The following is a 21486-nucleotide window of genomic DNA, read 5'->3' as shown; positions in this document are numbered from 1 at the left end:
AATTATTATTAAGCGAATTAAATAATGCACGGAATTTCTCCTTATATTTTCAAAGTGACTGATTTAGAAGGTGTTTCACAAGATTTGTGGAACATTCAAGGTATCTCGTTTCTGGAATATTTGAAAGAAGGCTATTTTCGGGATATTTTCGACGTTTCACGCATAACGCAGCAGGCCATGCCAGGGGTTATTGGGAAGAATTATATTCTTGACGAGATATATGAAAGTACCTCAGACTCCGCCTGTGGGCGATTTAGCACTGGAGAGTTTGGGGTTGAGGCCCCTATCCTGGATGTGCAGCAAAAGATTTATACCGGAAAGAGGGAGTTTCACGAATCCACAATGCTGCCATTTTATTTTGGCTTCTACACACCACATTCGTCTAATATTTTAGAGCGAATGTTAGGTATCTTGCTGCTTTCTAGATTTAATAAATATGGTATCCGAAGTATTGTACTTCCACACTTGGTAACGCATTTCGAGTCTGCTTATCCTGGACTTCAATTAAAAGTGGAGAAGATTGTGCCTACTTCATTTGTTAATGCGGTGATTAGTAAAAGTGAAATTAAAAAGATACGCCTTAGCACCAACAAACTTCCTGAAAGTTATCGAGGAGTTCTTACCAAGGAAGATTTTGATAACGTTTATGAAGTAGAAACAGTTATTAAGCCGAAACCGCGTTCCTTTTTCTCTAAGCCAGGTTGGATTTCTTCGATGGCAAAAGGCGTACCACTGAACACGATCATATCTTTACCAGATGTAGAAATTAGTAGGCTGAAGATTGAAGTGTCTACAGGCAAGGGGCGCACGCGAACAATCAATGTTGCCAATGTGGATAGGATGGCTGCCAATATTGAAATTACTAATCCTGTGACAACAGGAGGCAACCATATCCTTAAGGATTGCTGGTTCGAGGAAGCTGACATTCTGGCAGATGATTGCTTTCTGGAGTTAGGTCTTAAAATTCCTGAATGGAAAAATGATGTTACTCTAATCAAGTACGATAGAGGAACGATTGACCAGAATGACGAGAAAATAGCTACCCAAGCTGAAGCTGTGGCTGTATAATTATCGTTGAAGGAGGGTTTATGATAAGTAAAATAAATCCAAGCGAAATTATTGTTTCGCACTTTAAGACTTTTCGCAGAGATCGTGGAAATAAATTTGATTGGGTTAGTGTAATATTTCAGATCGCCTTAGCTGTTATTCTCGCTAGCGTTCATGTTTTGTATTTTAAAGTTTCTGACGATGTTGTTAGTATTGTAGTTTCAGTTGCTTCAATTATTGCAGGCTTGCTGTTGAATTTGATGGTGTTAATCTACACTCTTGTGACAGGTAGACTAAGAATATCAAGATCTAACATTGCAATACTTGAAGAAATAGGCAATGAAACGATTGCCAACATTGCATTCTGCATATTGGCTAGTATTGTGCTAGTGATCGCTGCATTGTTAAATTTGACGGATAACTGCTACATAAATATCATAGGTCATTATTTGATGATATTTTTCGGTGTTCTGGTTACTTTAACGATGCTAATTGTGTTAGTGAATTTCTACACGTTGATAAATAATAGTGTTAAGTAATTAAATTCACTTTAATTGCAGAAATTCCTTCCAAGCCTGGACACAGGCTTGAACACAACATTCACCTTACCGCGCCACCGGCACCTGATTCAGCTGCGTGGTGCACATGCCTGTGCGGCGCTCTTGCCGCATGCCCCAGGCACCCACTTGCACTGCACTGCCCACCGCCACGGCGCCTTTGCCTCAGCGCTGGTTGATGCGGTCCATGGCCTCCATCAGCGCGCTGTGGTTGCGACACTTGGCGGAGGTTTCTTCAGGCAAAGGGAAAAGGTTGCTTACTGCCAAAAGCAGACAATCTTCGATGAAAGGTGAAGCCCGACGCGGATCATCCGAGCGGGCTTGCTTACGCTTTCTGCCAGTTGCACGGTCAAGCTCAGTCAGAGGCGAAACCTCTTATGGCTAAAACCATGATTTGTTGTGCGTATGTTCATGACAAATCACGACTTGGCTTCTACTGGAAGCCTAAACGGAGCCCCCAGTCGGTTGAACGCGTTCATTGCGGCGATCGTAATCGTGAGGTCAACCAGGTCTTTGGGCGCGAAATGTGCCGAGGCTGCGGCATATGCCTCATCTGATGCATGTGTTTCGCTGACATTCGTCACTTCCTCGGCCCAGGCCAGCGCAGCGCGTTCCTCTTCAGAGAATAGATGGTGCACTTCGTCCCATACGGGAAGCAAGGCAATCTTTTCGATTGACATGGTTTTTCTCAGATCGCGGCTGTGCTTGTCGATGCAATGGGCACAGCCGTTGATCTGCGAAACGCGTAGAAATACGAGGTGCACGAGCTCCTCTGGAAGGTTCGTCTTACTCGTGATGTAGTGGTGGATGCCAAATAACGCCTTCGCGCCATCAGGTGCAAGTTCTTGCCAATTCAAGCGAGTCATTTCTGTGCTTTCTGTTGTTGAAGGTTTGTCAAATCGCGGCCGGTGCTCGAAGTCACCACAGCCTCGTACCTCACCGCTAAGTTACCCTTGCAGGCAGCGGAAAAACAGGCCCAAAAACTGCTGAAATGACTGACCCAAGATGACTGCCCAAAATACGCCCGAAGTGCTTTCCATCCAGCTGGACGGCTCCTCCGTCGTACATATCGGCGATCAGATTCATGCAAGCCTACGTCAGGCGATCATGGATGGAAGGCTTGGAGCGGGCCAACGTTTACCTTCCGGTCGAGACCTTGCCAGGCAACTTGGCGTCGCTCGAGGCACCATCCGTGTGGCTTACGACCGGCTGATTGCCGAGAACTTGGTCTACGGCGCGGGCTCTGCAGGCACACGTGTATGCGCTCGGCAGTTTACTGACCGAAGTGACGACGAGTCTTCATTTGCCGGGCCTTTGGCTGGATTCACCCGCCCATATTCGAGTGCCCCGCAACCATTCCAAATGGGTGTACCCGCTGACGATGCATTTCCAGCAAAGCTCTGGGCCCGAATGAGGGCGAGGGCCGTCCGTGCCGATGCCAACAGCTACACGACCTACTCTGACCCGCGCGGCGAACCAGCGTTGCGCACGCAGATTGCGAGCCACTTGGCCGTCAGCCGACAAATGCGATGTCATCCGGATCAGATCATCGTCACCAGTGGGTATCGGCAGGGCATGATGGTCGTGCTGACGGCGCTGTGCGCGCACGGGCGCAAGGCGTGGATAGAGGAGCCTGGTTATCCTCTTGGAAGGCGTGCGCTGGAGCTGTTTGGGGTGGCGTTAGAGCCCATACTTGTTGACGCAGAGGGTCTGCGCGTGAGCGACGGCATCGCACGTGCACCCGAGGCTCGACTAGCGTTGGTCACACCTGGTCAACATGCGCCTCTGGGCGTGACCCTATCGCCGGCCCGCAGACACGCACTGCTGAGTTGGGCGACTGAAAGGGAGGCCTGGATCATCGAGGACGACTATCTCGGAGAACTTCAACTCGATGGGCGTGCCGCACAGGCTCTTGCCGCTGGTGAAGGTGCCGAGCGTGTGATTCATGTCGGCTCGTTCAGCAAGACGTTAAGCCCGGCGCTGGGTCTTGGTTTTGTGGTCGCACCTCTCTCTTTAGCTGAGCGATTCGTGGAGGTTTGCGCCGCGTTGTCACCGGCTCCAAATCGAAGCACGCAGTTGACACTTCTGGAGTTTCTGGCGGACGGGCATTTCCTGCGGCACCTACGCCAGATGAAGGACCTATACACCGAGCGGCGCGAGCTTGCGCTGGCGCATGTCAGCGAGTTTCTGCCGGGCTCAATGGCGGCAGGCTTAGGCGTGATTGCACCGCTTCCAGGGCTCACCAACGACAGGTCTTTTGTCGCCCTTGCCAAAGCGCAAGGCTTAGCGCCTTCGGCCCTCTCTGCCTGGTATCTGGACCGCACCCATGCGCAGCACGGTTTGCTGCTGAGCGTGACGAACCTGCACCGCGACAACATTGATGCTGCGTGCACAAAACTTGCGAATATCGTCGCAGCTCATTGAGTACCAGCCTGAACACACATACCGGTGGTGGAGGCAGAGTCGTTATGACCACTGCGCCAAGCTACTTATGGTCGCTAATTGTCGATTGCAGCCAGCAGACCAATCGATGGGGCAGGGATCCTCAATGGAGGATGTGTCAAGTTTCACCCTAGCGCGCCACCGGCACTTGATCCAGCTGGGTGGTGCACATGCCGGTGCGGCGCTCTTGCCGCATTCCCCAGACACTCACTTGCACAGCACTGCCCACCGCCACGGCGCCTTTGCCCCAACGCTGATTGATTCGGTCCATGGCTTCCATCAGTGCACTGTGATCCCGGCCCGTGGGCTCTGCCTCTTCGGGCAGCAGTGAGGGCTGGTTCCGTGTCTGTGGGCTCAGGTCCAGCAACATTACGCCGGCCTTGGCCAGCCGGTAGCCGGGCTGGTAGATCTTGCGTATGCCGCGTTCTGCGGCGGCCACCAGCACGGTGGTATCGCTGCTGGGCTGCACCAGCTGCACCGTGGCGCTTTCGGAAAACCGTGGGTCATTGGCCCTGAATGGGCTGCTGTGCGCAAACACCAGCACGGCGCCACAGCGGCTTTGCTGGGCGCGCAGCTTTTCTGCTGCACGCTGGGCAAAGTGGCTAACAGCTTCCACCAGGGGCGCGAGGTCTGTCACCGGCCGCCCGAAAGAGCGAGTGCATGCAATCTGCTGCTTTGGGGGCGGGGCCAGCTCCAGGCTGATGCAGCTTTGCCCGCACAGCTCCAGCACGGTGCGTTCCAGCACCACGCTGAACTGGGCCCGGGCCATGGCCGGTGGCATGCGCGCCAGGTCCAGGGCGGTGCAGATGCTGTGCTCTGCCAGGCGCTTTGCAATGCGGCGGCCTACGCCCCACACCTCACCCACGGCGGTTTGCTGCAGTAGCTGCTGCAGCGTGGCGGGCGGTAGCTCTGCCAGGTTGCACACCCGGGCCAGCTCTGCAGGGTAGCTGCCGGGCTTGCGCTCTGCATCCTTGGCGATGTGGTTGGCCAGCTTGGCCAGGGTCTTGGTGGGCGCAATGCCTACGCAGGTGGTGATGCCGATGCCGCGCAGCACGCGGTCCCGGATGGCCCAGGCGCGGCGCGTGGCGTCCCGCACGCCTTGCAGGTTGATGAAGCACTCATCAATGCTGTAAATCTCTTGCTCCGGCCCCATGCCGGCGGCCAGGCTGTGCATGCGGTCGCTCATATCGCCGTAGAGCGTGAAGTTTGCACTCAGAGCCACCAGCCCGGCCTGGTCATGCAGGTGGCGGATCTGGAAGTAGGGGGCACCCATTTTGATGCCCAGGGCTTTAGCCTCTTCACTGCGGGCGATGGCGCAGCCGTCGTTGTTGGACAGCACCACCACGGGCAGGCCTTTCAGGCTGGGGCGGAAGACACGCTCACAGCTGACATAGAAGTTGTTGCCATCCAGCAGGGCAAACATGGCATGACCTACAGGGTGATGATGCGCGTTTGTTCGGTGAGGATGGGGCGGCACAGGATTTTGTAGCCGTCCGCATCAAACCCGGCGGCGACTTTGGCCAGCTTGCGCGCATCGCGCAGGCCGGGGGCGCTGCCCAGGTAGCACCAGTTGTGCACCACGTGGATCTGGCGCATGTCGTCGCACACTTCTTCCAGGCCAATGGCGCCGGGGTAGGGCCAGGTGGCTACGCGCAGGGTTTCCAGCGCGATGCGCAGGCGTTGTGCATGGGTGGCTTCGCTTTCCAGGCCACAGCACACGCCGTTGCACTTGCGCAGCATGTGCCGAAAGCAGGGGCGGCCCTGGGGGAGCTTTTCCAGGCCCAGTTCGGCATAGCAGAGCTGGTGTGCATCTGCCAGTTCGCGCAGCGCCTGCAGGGCACCGGTGCGGCTGGCGTACAGGCCGTACAGGTTGGGCGTGGCGGCAAAGTCCATGTCTTTGGAGTAGACGACTTCGGGCACGCCGTCATTGAGCTGCAGCGCGCACAGCTGGCGGTTGCGGCGCAGCTTTTGGTTGTACAGCGGCTGCTGCTGCTTGATGAGCTTGGCCTCGAGCAGCAGGGCGCCTATTTCGCCTGCCGTGCGGATGTGGCTGATGCGCGCGGCCTGGCGCAGCAGGCGGGCTTCATCTGGATTGCGCAGGTGGGACAGCAGGCGTGAGCGCAGGTTGACGCTTTTGCCTATGTACAGCGGCAGGGCGCCTTCTGCGGGGTGGAAGATGTACACGCCGGGCTTGGCCGGCATGTCCAGCAGGGACGCGCGCAGGTGTTCGGGGTATTCGTAGATGCGGGCCTGATCGAACTCCGGCCGGCGGCGGGCTGGTATGTGCATGGCTTCATACCGTGCGAAAGCGCTTTACGGCGCTGGTGACAACGCCCCACACCTCAATGCTCTGCCCGTCCTTGGGGCGTATGTCGGGGTAGGTGGGGTTTTCCGGGCGCAGCATGAACTGGCCGTTGCGAATGTGCAGGCGCTTGCAGGTGAATTCCCCGTCCAGCTCGGCAATCACGATGTCCCCGTGTATTGGCTTGAGGTACTTGTCCACCACCAGCAGGTCGCCGTCAAAGATACCGGCGCCTTCCATGCTGTCGCCGGCCAGCCGCAGGATGAAGGTGCACAGGGAGTGCTGGGTCAGCTCCCTGGCCAGGTCGATGCGAGTCACAGCAAAGTCTGCCGCCGGGCTGGGGAAGCCGCCGCGCACGGACGATACCGCCATAGGCAGCGGCATGGGGCTCACGATGGCTGGCACGGGAATGCCGGCAAGTAAACGATTGCTGTACATGCATACAGTGTATGCGAGAGAGGCACCACGCCGGGCGCCGATGCGCCGCCTTTACACCGGAGCCAGATTTGCAGCCGCTTGCGTGCTCTCAACAAAGTAGGGCAGCAAAAATGCGGGGCTCTTGCCGGTCAGTCTTGGTAGCCGAGCGGCTTGATGCCCGCCTCAATGGCGGCGCAGGCGTAGGCCAGCCGCAGGTCGTAATCCACCGGCTTGCCCGTGGTACGCGATATGCCGCCCATGTAGTTGGCGTAGGTGCTGCGCTTGACGCCGAGCGCCGCGGCGCCTTCTGATTGAGAGGCAAAGCCCAGGCGCTTGTGCCACTGCACAAAATCATTCTTGTCCATGCAGGCCTTCCAGTTCTTGCAGTCTTTTGTGTGCCCGTTTTTCACGCAGCTGCAGCAGAAACAGTCGCTTGAATTCGGGATCGAGGTTGGCGTACCAAGCGCGGTTCTGGGCGCGGGCGTTGTCGCGCTGCTCAGGCGTCAGGTTGTGGAACCAGGCTCTGTGCCTTTCCTGGTACTTCGCCCAACGCACCGGATCTTTTTCCAGCTCGGCGCGGTACTTGCGCACAGCAGCCCTGCGACCTGCCACGTAGCGGGCTGCAAAGGCTGCATCGTTCTGCAGCCTGTCTTTGAGCCGGGCAAGGTAGTCGGTGCGAGTTTCTTGCCAAGCCGGTGTGAGCTTGACGCGCTGGTAGCGCTTTTTCTCTTTGTCGTTGTTGCGGTCGCGCTGGCATTCAGGGCTGCACGTTTTGGATGCCGGCCCACGTTCTGCGCCGATCAAGTGCCCGCACCATTCGCAGATGCGCACCTTTGGCGTGCGCTTACGTGGCATCGGCCAGCACAGCGATCAAGTCTGTATGTGTCAATTCAGGGGCGGCGGCAAAGTAGCCGAGTGCGTCTGCATTGATGTCATGGAACAGCTCACGGTCTGCAATCCCGTCTGCAATGGCCATGCGCTTTTCCAGATAGGTGCTGACGATCTTGAGGGCGGCCACAGCATCCACCTGCCTTGCATTCAGATCGCGTACGCGCTTGAACAGCGCACGGGCATCAGCGTCTGGAAGTGCACGCACGTAACGTTCGAATGGCACAAAGACTGCGATGTTGAGTGAAAAGCCGTTGAAGTCGTAATCCATGACACCCACCTTTTGAATGATCCAGTCCGAGAGCTTCATGCCTTGAGCACGGGAGGCCGCAATCCACGCCCCCTTGAGCTCAGCAGGCACCGATAAAACTATGGGTTTGTCTGTCATATGAGCAAAGGCCCCGAGGGGCCTTGTGTTTACAGTTCGATTTCTTCCAGTTCACGGCGAATGTAGTGATCGCGGTTGAATCCCCACTCACCGTTTGCGTCGTTGGCCTTCGCGCAAGCCGCCTTGCAGGCCAGCATCTTCTGCGCAATTTCATCGCTCACTGTCAGACCGAATGCGCCATCTGCATATGCCTGGATGTACTGGATGGTTGCTTCGGCGTTATCGCATGCGGAGTCGAATGCTGCATCGAAGAGTTCGTAGGCGTTCATGATGTGTTCCTTCAGAGGATTCCAGGGTCCGCCTGGTCGGATGTGCAGGGTTGCTGTCCATGGTTTCCACTGTAGTGCAAAGTTTGCACATTCGCAAGCTATTTCTACCACCGAGATTTGCGACACCGGCAGCTATTCGCTTTTTTCGCTGCCACCCCGTTCCATCTGCACCTTGCTACCTAGCCCTCCGTCGCTGAGGGTGTGGCAGACCTCTTTGACCAGCCAGCCCTGGCCGTCGATGTCTTCCTTGAAGCCGGTCACGCGCACGGGGCTTTGGGGCATCAGTTCTGGGCGGCCCAGCGCCAGGGTCAGTTCGAACGTGGCCATGCCGCGTTCCAGGCGCTGGCGTTCGGCGCGGGCAGCGGTCAGGGCGTCTTGTTCGCTGGCGTAGGTTTCTTTCAGGGTTTTGACGTTGCGGGTTTTGTCGCCAGCAACCACTTCCTTGCGCTTGCCATTGACGCGGTCTGACCACCAGGCGCGCACGCCGTCGAGCGCCTCCCGGGTGCTGCTGCTCCAGCGGTGCTGGTCCCCGCTGGCCCGGGTGATGTGAATGGTGGGCAGGCTTTCGCCCTTGCTGGTGGTGGTGCCGTTGATAGGCATGAACAGCAGGTGCTTTTTCTTGACGGTGGCCACGGCGTCGTACTTGCGTGCCAGGCGGGTCAAAAAGTGCATGTCGCTTTCGTTGGTCTGGTCCACGTGGTCCACCTTGGTGGCGGCCAGCTTGGCGTCTACCTTGTGGCTGAGGCTGTTGCGCTTGGCCACTTCGGCCAGGATGGCACCCAGCGTGGTGCTGTGCCAGCTTTTTTCAGCGCGTTTGCGGATCTCGCCGCCCAGGTCTGCCGCGCGGGCGCGGATGGTGACTTTGTCCGGGGCGCCGGTGTGCTCTACCTCGTCCACCACAAAGGTACCTTTGTCGATCAGCGGCTGGCCTTGCCAGCCTAGCTGCAGTTCGATTTCGGCTTCCTTGCGGGGCAGGGTGAGCTGCCCGTCGCTGTCGTCCAGCTCCAGGTCCAGCTGGTCGGCGGTGTTTTCGCGCCCCTCGGTGAGCGTGAGGCTGATAAGCCGGGCATCGACGGCGGGGGTGATGTCTTTGCCGGCCACCACCAGGCGGTAGGTGGGGGCGGGGTGGCGGTAGCGTTCCTGGTCTGCCATGGTGGTGCTGGGTTATTCCTCACCGGTGGCCACGTATTGGCCGGTTTCGTCCACGTCTACCTGCTGGCCGCCGGCTTCGTCGTCCACGCGGGTGAGTTGCAGGTCAAAGACGATGCGGCGGGGCGTGCCGTCTGGAAAGTGCAGGGTGCCGGTTTCGTTCAGGCTTTCGATCACGTACTGGCCAAACACTTCACCGGTGCCGGCCACCACGGCAAAGGCCTGGCCGCTGTCGCCCATAGCGCGCAGTTCGGCCACGCTGGCGTAGGTGCCGCACAGCTCGGGCGACACCCAGCCGCTGAGGCTGATGGTGTCGTCACCCACGCCCACAAACTGGCGGGCCGCCCGGGCGCCTACGCGGCTTGTGCTGGGGTGGCGCCAGGTGTTGCTGCGCTTGAATTCTTCATAGGCCAGGGTGTCCAGGCCAAACACGAACTGGCCCAGGGCCATGAGCATGGATTGGGTCATGTGGGTGGGCCTGCGTCAGTTTTGGTCATACAGGCCGCTGCGGCGGCGGGCGCCGGCAGCGCGTTCGCGCTTGTCCAGCTCTGCAGCCACGGCACGGGCAACGTCCTCGGGTGTCATGCCTGGGGTTGCGTGGATGGTGATGCTGATGGGGCCGCTGCCACCCGCCGCCGGCGCGGCCGACAGGCTGGGTGCCATGGGCGTGCCGCGGCTGACCATGGGCATGGCACCTGCGCCGTCTGGCCCGCCAGGGCCAACAATCGGGCCGTCTGCCTGGGCCACGGGCACCAGGGCGGCACCGGCCACGGCCAGGGCGGCAGTGCGCACGGCGGCCTGGCCTTTTTCCATGCCCACGGCGGCGCCTTCGCTGATCCAGCCGCCGAATTCTGTGAACACCTTGGATGGGCTGGCGATTCCCAGCTTTTCTTTGAACCAGCCAGCCACGGCGGTGGCAGCACCCACCACGGTGTCTTTGAGGGCGCCCAGCTTGTTGGTGATGCCGCCAATGAGCCCATCCACAATGAAGCCGCCCAGCGACATGAACTGCTGCGGAACCTGGATGCCCAGCGCCCCCAGCGCCGTGGTGATGGCGGACCACAGCACCCCGAGCGGGCTGAAGTTGAGCAGGGCCTGCAGCCAGGCGCTGACGCCACCGGCAAAGATGCCCTGCACCATGCTGACCATGCCATTCCACAGGGTGCTGAGCGCGGAGACCAGGCCGGTCCACAGCCGCAGGCCGCCGGCCGCAATGGCATCCCAGTTCTGATAAATGAGCATGCCTGCGGTAATGAGCAGGCCAATGGGCCCCAGGAACCGCAGCAGCACAGGGCCAAAGCGCATGAGCACGGGCAGCAGCTTGGCGCCCCAGGTGAACATGCCGCGCAGCAAGGTGAGCGGGCCGGACGTAACGCCGATCTGGGCCAACATCCAGCGCACGGCCATGCCCTTGGCGACGATCAAACCCAGGGGGATGAGCAGGGCGCCCGTGGCTGCCAGGAAGGCGGCCAGGGCCAGCGCGCCCATGCCCAGCCAGCGCACCAGCTGCTGGTTTTCCTGCACCCACTTGTTGAAGTTGCCGCTGGCTTCGCCCAGCCAGTTCACCAGATCCTTCAGATCCGGGGCCATGGCCTTGCCAATGCTGGCCAGGGCGTTGGTGGCAGAGCCTTGGGCGGCTTCCACCACATTGGTGAAGGTGCCCAGCTGTTCGTCCACACGCTTTTGCAGGTCGGCCTGGTCGCCCATCTTGGCGGCGATTTCTTCATACCCGGCTTTGCCCTTGTCCATCATGGTGTTGAGCACCTGCAGGGTTTCGGCGTCATCACCAAAGAGCTGCTTCATCACCGAGGTCTTGAGCACGGCGTTGTCGCCCAGGCCCTTGAGCTTGTCCAGCTGGGCGAACAGGTTGTCCATGCCCAGGAATTCGCCTTTGTCGCCGGTGAATTTCAGCTTGAAGCCTGCCTTGGCGTCGCCCAGCAGGTCGTTGGCCTTGTCCAGCTTTTTGGTGTCCAGGCCACCCTGGAACACCTTGCGGATGGCGTTGCCGGCGGATTCGCCGGCCATGCCGGTCTGGTCCATCATCACCAGCAGCGGGGCCATGCTGTTGGCGAATTCCAGCCCTTCCTGCCGCGTGATGGACATGATGGGCGACAGCTTGCTGAAGCCGTTGAGCATGTTGCCGCTGTCCACGCCCAGGTAGTGGGTGCGCTGTATGGTGTCCATCAGGCCCAGCATGTCTTTTTCGCTGGTGCGGGTGGAATCCTGCATCTTGGCGGCGAACTCTGCCGCCGCGGTGACCGGCATTTGCAGCTGCACACCCAGCAGGGCGGCGGCTTCGCCCGTGCCGCCCAGGATGCTTTGGGCGGACAGGCCCTGGCGGCGGAGCATGGTCATCATTTCGATGAAGTCCGCCGTGGTGCCGGGCAGGCGGTCCCCCAGCTTGGTGGCCAGGTCGTTGATCTTTTCAAACTCTTCCGGCACCGACCCGTCGGCCTTCATCATGCTTGCCTTGAGCTGGGTGGTGGCGTTTTCCTGCGGTGCAAACGCACCCATGGCCGCCGACACCGGGCGGGCCACTTGCTTGCCGGCATAGATGGACGCGGCGCCTGCCACGGCCATGCCGCCGCCAATGGCCGCACCCTTGGCGGCTTGCTGCTGGATCTGGGCCAGCTTGCGCTGCTGGTCGCCCTGGCGCTTGAGCGATTCGGTTTGCGACTTGATGCGGGCTGTGGTCGTAGCAATGCTGTTGCGCAGTTGCTGGTCGTGGGTGGAGAGGTTGCGGGTGCTGATGCCGGCGGCGCTGAGCTTGTCACGCAGTTGCTGCACGCTCTGGCGTTGAGCGTTGAACTGTGCACCCAACTGGCTGGCAGCCGCACGCGCTGTAGCCATTTGCTGGGCCATGGCCTTGGTGGGAGGCCCAGCCTGTGCAAAGGCAGCTGCCAGCTGGCGCACCTGGTCCCGAGCGGCCTTGAGCTTGGTCTGCGTTTCCGCCAGGCCGGTCCGGGCTTCACGGAAGCCGCCCACATCCTTTTGGGTCTGGTTCAACTGTTTGAGCTGTTCCCGCGCAGCCTTCAGGGTGGCCGCGGTTTCCTTGCTGCCCTGGCCGATGCGCTTGAGCGGGGCCATGGCCTTGTCCACCAGGTCAAGGACCACGCGCAGGCGCATGTTTTGGTCGGCCACTGCTTATTTCTCCGGGGTGTTGAGGCGGTTGTGGATGGCAATGGCGCTTTCACGGCAGCGCATCAGCTCGGCGGGGTCCATGGCGTCCATGACCGCCGGGGTCCAGTGGAAGAAGAAGGCCACAACGTCCATGGCCTCTTCAATCCGGTCGGGGAGCTTTAGCTGCGCTCCTTCTTCGGCACGAAAAAACTCACCAGTTCCGTACCCAGCTTGACCAGGTCCACGGGGTCGATCAGGTCAAAGTCAGGCTTGACCAGCACGGGTTCCGTCACGCGGGGCAGCACGGTCTGCAGGGCGTCGGTGTTCAGGCTGAGCAGGTCCGACAGGGTGACGCGGCGCAGGGCGCCGCCCATTGGCTTGCGGATGGTGATGACTTCGATCTTCTGGCCGCTGGGGCGGGTGATGGGTTCTTCCAGGGTGACGGTGCGGATCTTGTCGTCCTGGGCGGCGGCCGACTGGGCGGAGTCGATGGCTTGGGTGGTGGTGTCTTGGGTGTCGGAGTCTTGGACGCGCATGGTTGGTGCTTTCGGGAAAAATGGGATTCAGGGGAGGGCAGGCATCAGATGCCCAGCAGCTGGCGGACGATGGCGAACTGGTCCACGCCGGCCAACTTTTCGATCATGCGGATGGCGTCGATCTCGATCAGCTCTTCACCGTCCCAGGAGAGGCGGTAGTAGTTGAGCGCGACCTTGCACTTGAATTCGGACTTTTCACCGGCCTTGGCGCCGCCCATGTCGATCTCTTCCCAGCGGCCACGCATGGAGACTTCGACCGCGCTGTATTGGCCGGTGTCGTCGCTTTGCACGACGCCCACAAAGCGGATAGGCACGGCGTTCACGCCGGCGGCGCCAAACTGGCGGATCACGTCTTTCAGCCAGCCGCCGGAGGAAACTTCCGATTCCAGCCCTTCCATGCCCAGATCGGTCTTGGCGGGCAGGTTCATACCGCCGGAGCGGTAGTCCTCCAGCTTCCGTGTGAGCTTGGGGAGGGTGAATTCCTCGACCTCACCGGTGTAGTTGATGCCGTCAACAAAGACGGCGAAGTTCTTCAGGACTTTGGGCATGCCCATGGTGGTGTTCTCCTGCTAATCGGTGGTGGGCAGTCAGGCCGCGGCCTGGACGTTGGCCGCGAAGTCAGCGAAGTAGCGGTCTGTGATGCGCTGCTTGAAGGTGAGGTTTTCCAGCGGCGGCACGGGGGTGTAGTCGTAGTCGATGAGGGCCTGGCCTTCTTTCAGGGTGGGCGCTTCATTGACCGTGGCGTCAAACCAGGCGCTGCCGCCCAGCAGGTAGCCGCCGCCAATCAGTTCGCGGAACTTGGCATTGACGCCATCCAGGATGTCTTTGATGAGGCTGGGGTGCAGGGGCTTGTCCACGGCCCACATGTGGGCCTCTGCAATGCTGTCGGCCAGCACATGCGCGGTGCGCACGGCGCTTTCAAAGGCAAACAGGGGTTCGTCGCTGCAGGTGCGGCTGCCCCAGAATCGATAGCCGTCCCGGTTGATGAGGGTGGTGACGTCTGCACCGTTGAGCAGGCCGGCATCGGTGGCTGGGTTCTGCAGATCCCAGTAGATGTCTTTGTTGATGCCGGTGACACCGTTGACGGCCACGTTGGACAGAGTCTTGTGCCAGCCGGTTTCCAGGTCGATCTTGGCGCGCAGGCCCAGGGCGTAGGCTTCGGCCCAGGCATCCACGGTGGCGTTGGATACGGTGTCCCAGCGCTGGAAGTCGCCATGGATCAGCATCAGTTCGCGCTTGCCGAATTCGCCGCGGTACAGGATGGCGTCGCCCACGGTGTCCTGGTAGGTGCCGCAATAGGCCATGCCGCGCAGCTGTTCCCCCAGCGTGGCCAGGGCCGTGGCCACCGGCTGGGTGGACAAACCGGGTGCACCCAGGATGCGGGGTTTGACGCCGAGCTTGCCCTGCGCCGCCAGCAGGGCCTTCATGCCGGTGTAGGTGCCGTCTGCCGCCACGCCGCCAATGACGTTGCTGGTCAGGCTGGCGGCCTTTTCTTCCGGGGTTTCGCCCACGCCATCGGCCACGCGCACCACCACGGTGATGGGCAGGCATTGCTCGGCAATGGCATCCAGCGACTTGGCCAGGGTTCCCAGCACGCCCGCCTTGGCGATGGCGTTGCGCACATGGGTGATGAGGACTGGCTTGTTCAGCGGGAAGGTTGCGTCATCGGCATCGGATGCGGTGGCAACCATGCCAATCACAGCCGTGGATACGGTGCGGATGGTGCGGATGCCTTCGGTGACTTCGAGGACACGCACGCCGTGGTGGTATTCGGTGGACATGGGCGCTTGAGGGGCTGGAGTTTGCGACCCCTCAATGGTCGCGATCCCCCCGCGTGCGCGCCAGCGCGGGAGGGTGTAGGGGATGGGTCTACATCACAAAGCCGGGGCGGGCTCCGTTTGGTCGTTGCTCCAGCCCTGCATTACGTCGTAGCCAGCCAGCTCTGCACGCGCCTGCGCTTCGTCGGATTGCGCCGCCGCGACGATGGCGCCAATTGCTTCTTCATGCCACTGGCGAACACCGGTCAGAAAACCGTGCATGCCCTGGAATTGCGCGTCCAGGGCAATGATGCGCTGGGCCAGTTCCTCACGCGGCATGCCGCGGGTCTGTGCGCACGCATCCAGCCATGGCGTAGCTGCTGCTGAGCCGGAGATAACGGCCTGGGCCTGGGCCGTCTGGATGTACCAGCTGCTGCGCTCTTCCTCGGGGTACTTCGCAGTGATGAGGCCCATCTGGCGCTTGTATTCCGCATCGACCAAGGCCTGCAGGCCCGCAGCAATCACAGGAATAGGGTGGATGGGGTTGCAGTGTGCGTCAAGTTCATCAGCAGTCATAGGTGTGAGGTTGCGGGCTGCAATTTCTGCATCCTGCGAACCGTCTGCCAGAAGGGCAAACACTTCTCCGTCTGGAGAGTTGAAAAATTTGTGCACCGGATTCATGCGATGACCTCGATCTGAAATTCACCCATGCTCGAGCGGACGACTTTGAAAGTCTCGCCTTTGAGCAAGATGACGGATGTGGAAACAAAGCCCACGGTCAGAGGGCTGGAGGCAATGGCTTTAGCCACGCCATTGACTTGAATCTGTGCGCCGCCATTGGCTGCATTGGTGGTTCCCGTTACACGCACCTCACAAGTCCGCTGCACGGGGTTGGGGTATGTGATGTTTTCAAGGTACCCGGCGCCGGCTGAGCGGGTTTGCCCGTCACCCAGGGCTTTTTGCCGAGTCTCCAGTGCAGCGCTCAGCCCCTCCGGCGTGACGGCCACATCCGGGCGCACACCTTCCTTGGATTCATCCACCGTTGCCAGTTTGATCAGGCCGCGCTTTTGCGGGGTGGCCACCAGGCTTTCCACCCAGGCACGGCTGGCGATGGCTACGGCCGGGTCGATGGTGAGCTTGACGGTGGCGGTGCTGCTGATTTCCACCACCATGCGCATGACCATCTCGCGGGCGGCACCCTCGGCCAGCACGGGCTTGTAGGTTTCCGGGTAGTTGCCCACGGCAATGCATTGCGCGCCATTGGCGCCGCCGTAGATGGCGGTTTCGCGCACGGTCCAGCCGCCCACGTCGCTGGGGACCACGGCTTCCACAATCAGCCAGTTGGGGTTGTCCGGGTGCTGGGCAATGTCGGTGATGGCGAGGCGGTGCACTTCGCGCTTGAGGGCGGTCTGCGTTTGCACCGGCACCACGGGGGCGCCGCCGCCGTCGCCCAGGCACATGTGTGTCCAGGGCACGGTGGTTTGCATGACCTGGGCATTGGCATGCAGCGCTGCGCCCAGGTTGGTGAGGAGGGTGTAATAGGTGCTCACGGCTTAGTGCATGGGGTAGATGGTGGTGGTCAGGGCGTCATGTGCGGCAAAGGCCCAGCCCTGCGCAAGCGCTGCGGGGGTGATGTCTTTTGACTGCATGGGGTAGACGGTGGTGGTGTCGCCAGCCAGCAGCTGCATGCCCACGGTGACGGTGCCGCGGGTTTGCAGGCTGGTGCGCAGGGTGCGCAGCACGCAGGCCTGGCGCTTGTATTCCTGGATCAGCGCAGCGGCGCGTTCCATGGCGGCCTGGGTGAGCGGGCGGTCCACCACGGCCACATCCACATCGAATTCGGCCCAGTGGGCGCCCTCGGGGTGTTCAATGACGCGCACGCTTTCCAGGCCGCTGCGCAGCAGGGCTTCGCGCACGGCCCAGGTGGTGCCTTTCTTTTGGTGCAGGCGCATGGAGGCGGCCACCATGGCGCGTTGCTGGGCTTCGGTCCAGGCCAAGTCCCATTCGTCCACGCTCCAGGCCCAGGCCAGCCAGGGCAGCAGGAGGAGGGGGCAGTCCCAGGGGCTCCACAGCGTGCGGATGACTTCCGGCGTGTGCCGCAGGCGGCCGGCCCTGGCCATGGCACGCTCCAGCGGGGTGGCGTTGGGGGGCAACAGGTGGGCATCAGACATAGCTGCCCTCTGCAGGCTGGATGTCCACGCTGGTGCAGTAGGCCACCTGATGGGGTTCGACCACCACGTCGGCAACCGGCGTTTCGAGTGCCACCTTTTGTACGCCTTGGACATGCAAGGCGCCCTTGATGCCGCTTTCTGCCACGTCATACCCCAGGCGGCGGCAGCTGGCCAGGTAGGCAGCCAGGACGGCGCCCGCACGTTCCAGCGCGGAAGCACTGGCGGGGCCGGGATACAGGCGCAGCAGCGCCTTGACGGTGAAGTGCAGTACTTCGGCCGAGGCGACCTCGACGGTGTCGTTCTGGGGGCGCACATCGTCCGGGCTCAGGGCTGCAAGGACTTTCTCCAGCAGTTCCGGGCTGGCAGTTCCATCGCCCACGCGGGAGAGCACATATACCCGGACGGTTCCCGGGGTGGTGGTGATGGGCATGGCGTCCAGCACATCGGCATCCGCGCCCAGACCGTGAAAGATGTAGCTGCCGTGGCTGCCGGCGACGGTCAGCCCTTCAAACGCCATCTGTGCGCGGCGGCGCAGTTGGCCGTCGGTTTCACCCACCAGGCGCTGCACGCCGTTATTGGCGGCGGCCACGTCCAGATCTTCGCCCACGGCATAGGCAAGCATGACGGCCTTTGCGCTGTCGTTGATGCGTGCCTGCATGGCCACGTTTTCATAGGCCCAGCGCTGCAGGATCTTGGTGGCGGGTTCGGACTCCAGTTCCAGCACGTCGGCCATTTCTGGATAGTCGTCTGCCATGTCGGCGACCACCTGGGCTTTGAGGCGCGCAAATTCGGCTTCAAAGTCCAGCGGCAGCACCACATTGGGGGCTGGAAGTTGGGACAGATCCACACTCATGCAGCACCCCGTAGCGGCAGGGCGGCGGAAAGGCTGACGCTGCGGCCTTTGTAATCACCCTCCAGCGCCAGGGTGGCCTGGCCGGGGTCCGGGCCAAAGTCCAATCCCACCCGGGTGACGCGCAAGCGGGGTTCCCAGTTCATCAGCGCGCTGGCAATGGCGGCATAGCAGCGCAGGCGGGTGATGGAGTTGGCAGGGGCATCCATCAGGCTGAGCAGGATGCTGCCGTAGGTGCGCCGCTCCAGCCGGGAGCCGAGCGGCGTGGTCAGGATGTCCACAATGGATTGGCGAAGGTGCGCAATGCCGGTGATACGGCGGCCTGTGGTGCGGTCCATCATTGCGGGCCCTCGGTGTTGCCGCCGTGCGGATCTGGGTGGGCGTGGGTGCCGCCGATGTTCTTGCCGTCGTGGTTGATCTGGCCGCCTTCAAAGTCCATGCCGCCTTGCACAGAGTTTTTGCCGCTGGCGCCTGCTTTGCCTGCGATGCCTGCGTTGAAGGTGAACAAACCCTCCACGGTGGCTGCGCCGGTGAAGGTGGTTTGCGCACTGTCCACCGTGTACTCGGGGGTGGTCAGCGTGGTGCCTTCCGGCGTGATATGCAGGGTGGATGTACCCACCCGCAGGGTGATGGCCTGGGCAATGTCCAGCACCAGGGTGTCGTCCTGGCGATTGTGTTCCCAGTAGTCGGTGGCGCTGAAGTCGTGCCGCTCCACATCAGCACTCTCGGAGCCTTGGGGCATGTCTTCGCTGAAGCTGCCCACCAGGGCGGACGCCTGGCCCAGATCGCCTTCCGGAGAAAACAGCAGGCAGGGCTCACCAATGGCCGGAACGCGCCAGTGGCGGGTCTGCTGGCCGCCGCCGGCGGCCAGGCTGATCCAGGGCACCCAGTTGGTCAGCAGTTCGCCGGCGCGTACCCGGCAGCGCGCAGGGCGGCCAGGGCGCACTTCTTCCACACGCCCCTCACGGATGAGGTTGGCAAGCAGGCGGTACAGCTCTACCGGGCTGTGTTCTGGCGCTTGATCGGACATGCCAGCCATGGTGCCCAGCGCTACGCGCGGGCGCCAGCGCGCGCGCATGTAGCGGCAAGGTCTACACAATCAGCTGCCGGCGAGGCGGTTCAGGATGATGTCGCGCAGTTGCTCCAACTGGTCCTGGCTGATGCCTATAAGCGGTCGCTCCGGGTAGCTGTACTCGGCGCCGCCTGGTGTCACGCGGTCGCGCAGGCCAAAGTGGTGCACACGGGCAATGCGTTCTGCCCGGCCAATGAACTGCACCACGGCAGAGTCTGTAAATGCCTTGGTGCGCAGGTGGCGCGCCATACGCATGCGGCGGAACATGGGGCCTTGGCGCAGGCGGCCTTTGGCATCACGGCTGCGGTTCTTGCGTGGTTCCCAGGCTTGACCGTCCGGGCTTTGCTGGGCGGCCATGGATTGCTGGTTGGCCTTGCGCACGCTGATGGCCACTTCCCGGGCAAGCTGGCGGCGCTCTGCTGGTTGCAGGCGCGCAATCAGGGGGCTGAGCCAATCCTCCAGCCGGAGCAGATCGTCTGCCATGGGTCAGGGGGCCAGCGGTGGCCAGGCCGCCAACTGCTGGCCGTTGAGGTAGAGCGAGGTGACCGGGTCGTGTGGCATGTCTGCCGGGCCGGGTGGCTCTGCCCGGTGCAGCAGCTCAAACGCACCAGGTGCACCGCCTTCCAGGGTGCAGGCGTGCACGGATTCGGTGAGCTGCAGATCCAGCACCAGATCCAGCGCCTGGGTATTGAGGTATTCCGCCTGGATGCGGATGGCCTGCCCCTTGGACTGGGGATTGTTCAGCAGGTCGGACTGGTGGGCACGGAGCCAGACAAGGATGGGGCCCACCGCCGCGTCCGGGTGGCCGGTGAAGTCGCACAGCACGGTGCGCAGGGTGTAGTGCCACTGCCAGCCCAGGGCGGCGGTGCCGGTGGTGGCAATGCGACCATCGAGCACGAACATCATCAGCCGTTCGGGGTCGCGGGCGAATTCCGGCAGCGCGGCGGTGAGGTGGGCGCGCAGGCTAGGGGGTTTGCGCATGGTCCAGCTCCTGCAGCTTCTGGCGCCAGGCGGTGAAGGCCTGCTTTACTTCGCCGTACTGGGCAATGCAGTGGTTGAGTTCGCGGATGGCCTGGTCCCCGTCGTGGCTGATACCGGCAAGATTTGCTGCTGCCGCTGGGTCAAGTTCGGCGTACGTGGGGCCAGGTTCAGCGGCGGGATGTCCGGCGGGCTGTATTCCAGCGGGCTGACAGCTGGCGGGCAGGACGACAGGGACGTGCACGCGGACAGTGCCAGCACCAAGGCCAGCAAGATGGGTGTTGTGGGCTGCATCGGCTTCTTTCTGGTCATTGGACAGCTGGTTTTCCAAGGTGGTGATGCGGTGGCGCAGGCTGGCTTCTGCCTCAGTGCGTTCGCCACGCAGCCAGGCGGTGGTGCGGGCGTGGCGGCGCTGCAGGTCTTGCAGTTCGACCGCGGCGGCACGGGCCACGCGGCGGCCTTCAAACAGCACGCCAGCGTAGAAGGACGCCAGCAGCACGGCGCAGAGCAGGACGGTAACGGCCAGGCGGTCGGTAGAGGGGCGCAGCATCACAGCACCCCCGTGCATGCGGCGTGGCGCGCGAGCTGGCGGGTCCACACCCCCATGCAGCGCTTGTTGCCCGGGGTGCTGCAGTCATACCCGGCTGCGAACTTGTAGCGCAGGTAGGCCTGGCAGGCCGGGCCGTAGTTGCCGGCCACGTACTGGGCGCGCATGGTGCTGTTCCACCAGTTGGTGCAGCCGTACTGGCCAGCGAAGTCCACCGCCTGTTCAAACTCCACGGGGTGCATGGGCGTTTCGCCCAGGCTGCGCTTGACGCAGGCCACGTAGGTGTTCTGCAGCAGGTTGGCGGCCAGCTCACCCGCACGCTGGCGGGTGATGGGCGGATCTGCCATGGTGACGCGGCGGCCGTCTTCATAGTGGGTGGCGCCGTGGCCGATGGTGGGCACATCGCCCTTGGTGGGGATGGTGGGGGCGGCGGTGAAGCCTTCATGCCCGATCCAGGCGAGCAGGATGGCGGCGGTCAGGCCCAGGGCGGAGGCAGGGGTGCGCTTATTCATGGCATTCCCCCTGAAGTTTGCGCATGCGGGCTTCGTGTTCCCGCTGCTGGCGGGCGTTTTCTTCGCGCTTGAAACCGGCTTCCACGCGGCGGTAGTGCCAGTTGATGAGCAGGCCCACCACGGCAATGACCAGGCCGGCCACGGCAGCGAATTCGCTGGAGAAGAACCAGCCACCTGCGGCGCCCACTGCGCCACCGGCGGTGATCTTCTGGCCAAAGGCGGCGCTGCCAGCGGCTTCCACAACGGTGTCTGTTTTGAGTCCCATGGTTGCTTTCAGTCCCACAGCTGCACGGTGGGTTTGGTTTGGGGCACCGGAATGTCCGGCATGGTGACCAGCAGCCCCTGCGGCAACACCAGGCCGTGGCGGGTCAGGCCAGGGTTGGCCTGCATGACGGCTTCCACCAAGGCGCGGGTGCGGCCGTAGTGGCGCCAGCACAGTGCGTCTACCGTTTCGCCTTGTTGGGTGCGGATTTGCGTGGCCATG

Annotated in this window: 31 protein-coding genes; 3 read left to right on the top strand and 28 right to left on the bottom strand. The window is 61.6% G+C overall.

The window, feature by feature from the left end; translation table 11 throughout:
• The first annotated feature begins 54 nt into the window (after positions 1-54).
• Both CT3_RS14825 and CT3_RS14820 read left to right on the top strand, forming a co-directional pair.
• Entirely contained in the window at positions 55-1068 is a 1014-nt protein-coding gene (locus CT3_RS14825; RefSeq protein ID WP_127446251.1) for a hypothetical protein, read from the top strand.
• 20 nt (positions 1069-1088) lie between these two features.
• On the top strand, positions 1089-1586 hold the full coding sequence (locus CT3_RS14820) for a hypothetical protein (protein WP_127446250.1): 498 nt from the start codon (positions 1089-1091) through the stop codon (positions 1584-1586).
• 66 nt (positions 1587-1652) lie between these two features.
• Here the strand turns inward: CT3_RS14820 and CT3_RS21595 are convergent, their stop codons facing one another.
• Both CT3_RS21595 and CT3_RS14810 read right to left on the bottom strand, forming a co-directional pair.
• Positions 1653-1718 carry a hypothetical protein gene (locus CT3_RS21595; protein ID WP_428042569.1) on the bottom strand — a complete coding sequence of 22 codons (66 nt, stop codon included), beginning with the start codon at positions 1716-1718 and terminating at the stop codon, positions 1653-1655.
• A gap of 305 nt (positions 1719-2023) precedes the next feature.
• On the bottom strand, positions 2024-2470 hold the full coding sequence (locus tag CT3_RS14810; protein WP_066533791.1) for a carboxymuconolactone decarboxylase family protein: 447 nt from the start codon (positions 2468-2470) through the stop codon (positions 2024-2026).
• 139 nt (positions 2471-2609) lie between these two features.
• Between CT3_RS14810 and pdxR the strand changes: the two genes are divergently transcribed.
• Complete coding sequence (gene pdxR / locus CT3_RS14805) at positions 2610-4028, top strand: MocR-like pyridoxine biosynthesis transcription factor PdxR (protein ID WP_066533790.1); 1419 nt, start codon at positions 2610-2612, stop codon at positions 4026-4028.
• Positions 4029-4176: 148 nt separating this feature from the next.
• Here the strand turns inward: pdxR and CT3_RS14800 are convergent, their stop codons facing one another.
• The 26 genes from CT3_RS14800 to CT3_RS14675 form a co-directional block, all read right to left on the bottom strand.
• On the bottom strand, positions 4177-5469 hold the full coding sequence (locus tag CT3_RS14800) for a Y-family DNA polymerase (RefSeq protein WP_066533788.1): 1293 nt from the start codon (positions 5467-5469) through the stop codon (positions 4177-4179).
• A gap of 8 nt (positions 5470-5477) precedes the next feature.
• Positions 5478-6335, bottom strand: a complete 858-nt coding sequence (gene cho, locus CT3_RS14795; protein ID WP_066533786.1) for an excinuclease Cho — start codon at positions 6333-6335, stop codon at positions 5478-5480.
• A 4-nt stretch (positions 6336-6339) separates the two neighbouring features.
• Entirely contained in the window at positions 6340-6786 is a 447-nt protein-coding gene (locus CT3_RS14790; RefSeq protein ID WP_066533785.1) for a LexA family protein, read from the bottom strand.
• 128 nt (positions 6787-6914) lie between these two features.
• Positions 6915-7130, bottom strand: coding sequence for a hypothetical protein (locus CT3_RS14785; RefSeq protein ID WP_066533784.1), 216 nt, complete (start codon positions 7128-7130; stop codon positions 6915-6917).
• A complete protein-coding gene (locus CT3_RS14780; protein ID WP_282597777.1) occupies positions 7117-7620 on the bottom strand; it encodes a hypothetical protein in 504 nt (167 codons plus the stop codon). Before CT3_RS14780 ends, CT3_RS14785 begins: the two co-directional genes overlap by 14 nt.
• Positions 7610-8041 carry a hypothetical protein gene (locus CT3_RS14775; protein ID WP_127446249.1) on the bottom strand — a complete coding sequence of 144 codons (432 nt, stop codon included), beginning with the start codon at positions 8039-8041 and terminating at the stop codon, positions 7610-7612. Before CT3_RS14775 ends, CT3_RS14780 begins: the two co-directional genes overlap by 11 nt.
• Before the next feature lie 29 nt (positions 8042-8070).
• Positions 8071-8310 (bottom strand): hypothetical protein, encoded by a 240-nt coding sequence (locus tag CT3_RS14770; protein WP_066533778.1) that lies wholly within the window; start codon positions 8308-8310, stop codon positions 8071-8073.
• Between the two features lie 132 nt (positions 8311-8442).
• Positions 8443-9462: a contractile injection system protein, VgrG/Pvc8 family gene (locus tag CT3_RS14765; protein ID WP_066533777.1), complete on the bottom strand. Its 1020-nt coding sequence runs from the start codon at positions 9460-9462 to the stop codon at positions 8443-8445.
• 12 nt (positions 9463-9474) lie between these two features.
• Positions 9475-9915 carry a phage tail protein gene (locus CT3_RS14760; RefSeq protein WP_066534031.1) on the bottom strand — a complete coding sequence of 147 codons (441 nt, stop codon included), beginning with the start codon at positions 9913-9915 and terminating at the stop codon, positions 9475-9477.
• A gap of 27 nt (positions 9916-9942) precedes the next feature.
• Entirely contained in the window at positions 9943-12600 is a 2658-nt protein-coding gene (locus tag CT3_RS14755; RefSeq protein WP_066533775.1) for a phage tail tape measure protein, read from the bottom strand.
• 3 nt (positions 12601-12603) lie between these two features.
• Entirely contained in the window at positions 12604-12732 is a 129-nt protein-coding gene (locus CT3_RS14750) for a GpE family phage tail protein (RefSeq protein WP_083520279.1), read from the bottom strand.
• Positions 12733-12758: 26 nt separating this feature from the next.
• Entirely contained in the window at positions 12759-13115 is a 357-nt protein-coding gene (locus CT3_RS14745) for a phage tail assembly protein (RefSeq protein ID WP_083520278.1), read from the bottom strand.
• A gap of 44 nt (positions 13116-13159) precedes the next feature.
• Positions 13160-13669 (bottom strand): phage major tail tube protein, encoded by a 510-nt coding sequence (locus CT3_RS14740; protein ID WP_066533773.1) that lies wholly within the window; start codon positions 13667-13669, stop codon positions 13160-13162.
• A 33-nt stretch (positions 13670-13702) separates the two neighbouring features.
• Positions 13703-14896 (bottom strand): phage tail sheath protein, encoded by a 1194-nt coding sequence (locus CT3_RS14735; protein WP_066533771.1) that lies wholly within the window; start codon positions 14894-14896, stop codon positions 13703-13705.
• A gap of 93 nt (positions 14897-14989) precedes the next feature.
• Complete coding sequence (locus CT3_RS14730; protein WP_127446248.1) at positions 14990-15448, bottom strand: hypothetical protein; 459 nt, start codon at positions 15446-15448, stop codon at positions 14990-14992.
• A 101-nt stretch (positions 15449-15549) separates the two neighbouring features.
• A complete protein-coding gene (locus tag CT3_RS14725) occupies positions 15550-16422 on the bottom strand; it encodes a phage tail protein (protein WP_066533766.1) in 873 nt (290 codons plus the stop codon).
• A 3-nt stretch (positions 16423-16425) separates the two neighbouring features.
• Entirely contained in the window at positions 16426-17043 is a 618-nt protein-coding gene (locus CT3_RS14720; protein WP_066533765.1) for a phage tail protein I, read from the bottom strand.
• Positions 17036-17896 (bottom strand): baseplate assembly protein, encoded by an 861-nt coding sequence (locus CT3_RS14715; RefSeq protein WP_066533762.1) that lies wholly within the window; start codon positions 17894-17896, stop codon positions 17036-17038. The genes CT3_RS14720 and CT3_RS14715 overlap by 8 nt, the downstream gene beginning before the upstream one ends.
• Complete coding sequence (locus CT3_RS14710; protein WP_345890519.1) at positions 17893-18234, bottom strand: GPW/gp25 family protein; 342 nt, start codon at positions 18232-18234, stop codon at positions 17893-17895. The genes CT3_RS14715 and CT3_RS14710 overlap by 4 nt, the downstream gene beginning before the upstream one ends.
• Positions 18231-18923, bottom strand: coding sequence for a phage baseplate assembly protein V (locus CT3_RS14705; RefSeq protein ID WP_193761059.1), 693 nt, complete (start codon positions 18921-18923; stop codon positions 18231-18233). The genes CT3_RS14710 and CT3_RS14705 overlap by 4 nt, the downstream gene beginning before the upstream one ends.
• 69 nt (positions 18924-18992) lie before the next feature.
• The gene (locus CT3_RS14700) at positions 18993-19448 is read right to left on the bottom strand and encodes a phage virion morphogenesis protein (RefSeq protein WP_066533758.1); all 456 of its coding nucleotides are present in this window, start codon (positions 19446-19448) and stop codon (positions 18993-18995) included.
• 3 nt (positions 19449-19451) lie between these two features.
• The gene (locus CT3_RS14695; RefSeq protein ID WP_066533757.1) at positions 19452-19946 is read right to left on the bottom strand and encodes a phage tail protein; all 495 of its coding nucleotides are present in this window, start codon (positions 19944-19946) and stop codon (positions 19452-19454) included.
• Complete coding sequence (locus CT3_RS14690) at positions 19930-20493, bottom strand: hypothetical protein (RefSeq protein ID WP_066533756.1); 564 nt, start codon at positions 20491-20493, stop codon at positions 19930-19932. Before CT3_RS14690 ends, CT3_RS14695 begins: the two co-directional genes overlap by 17 nt.
• A complete protein-coding gene (locus CT3_RS14685) occupies positions 20493-21002 on the bottom strand; it encodes a glycoside hydrolase family protein (protein WP_066533754.1) in 510 nt (169 codons plus the stop codon). Before CT3_RS14685 ends, CT3_RS14690 begins: the two co-directional genes overlap by 1 nt.
• Positions 20995-21267, bottom strand: a complete 273-nt coding sequence (locus CT3_RS14680; RefSeq protein WP_083520276.1) for a holin — start codon at positions 21265-21267, stop codon at positions 20995-20997. The genes CT3_RS14685 and CT3_RS14680 overlap by 8 nt, the downstream gene beginning before the upstream one ends.
• Positions 21268-21275: 8 nt before the next feature.
• A complete protein-coding gene (locus CT3_RS14675; RefSeq protein ID WP_066533751.1) occupies positions 21276-21485 on the bottom strand; it encodes a tail protein X in 210 nt (69 codons plus the stop codon).
• Between the last annotated feature and the right edge of the window lies 1 nt (position 21486).

The sequence above is a fragment of the Comamonas terrigena NBRC 13299 genome, from assembly GCF_006740045.1.
GTDB lineage: Bacteria > Pseudomonadota > Gammaproteobacteria > Burkholderiales > Burkholderiaceae_C > Comamonas > Comamonas terrigena.
This window is presented reverse-complemented; position numbering and strand designations above follow the sequence as displayed.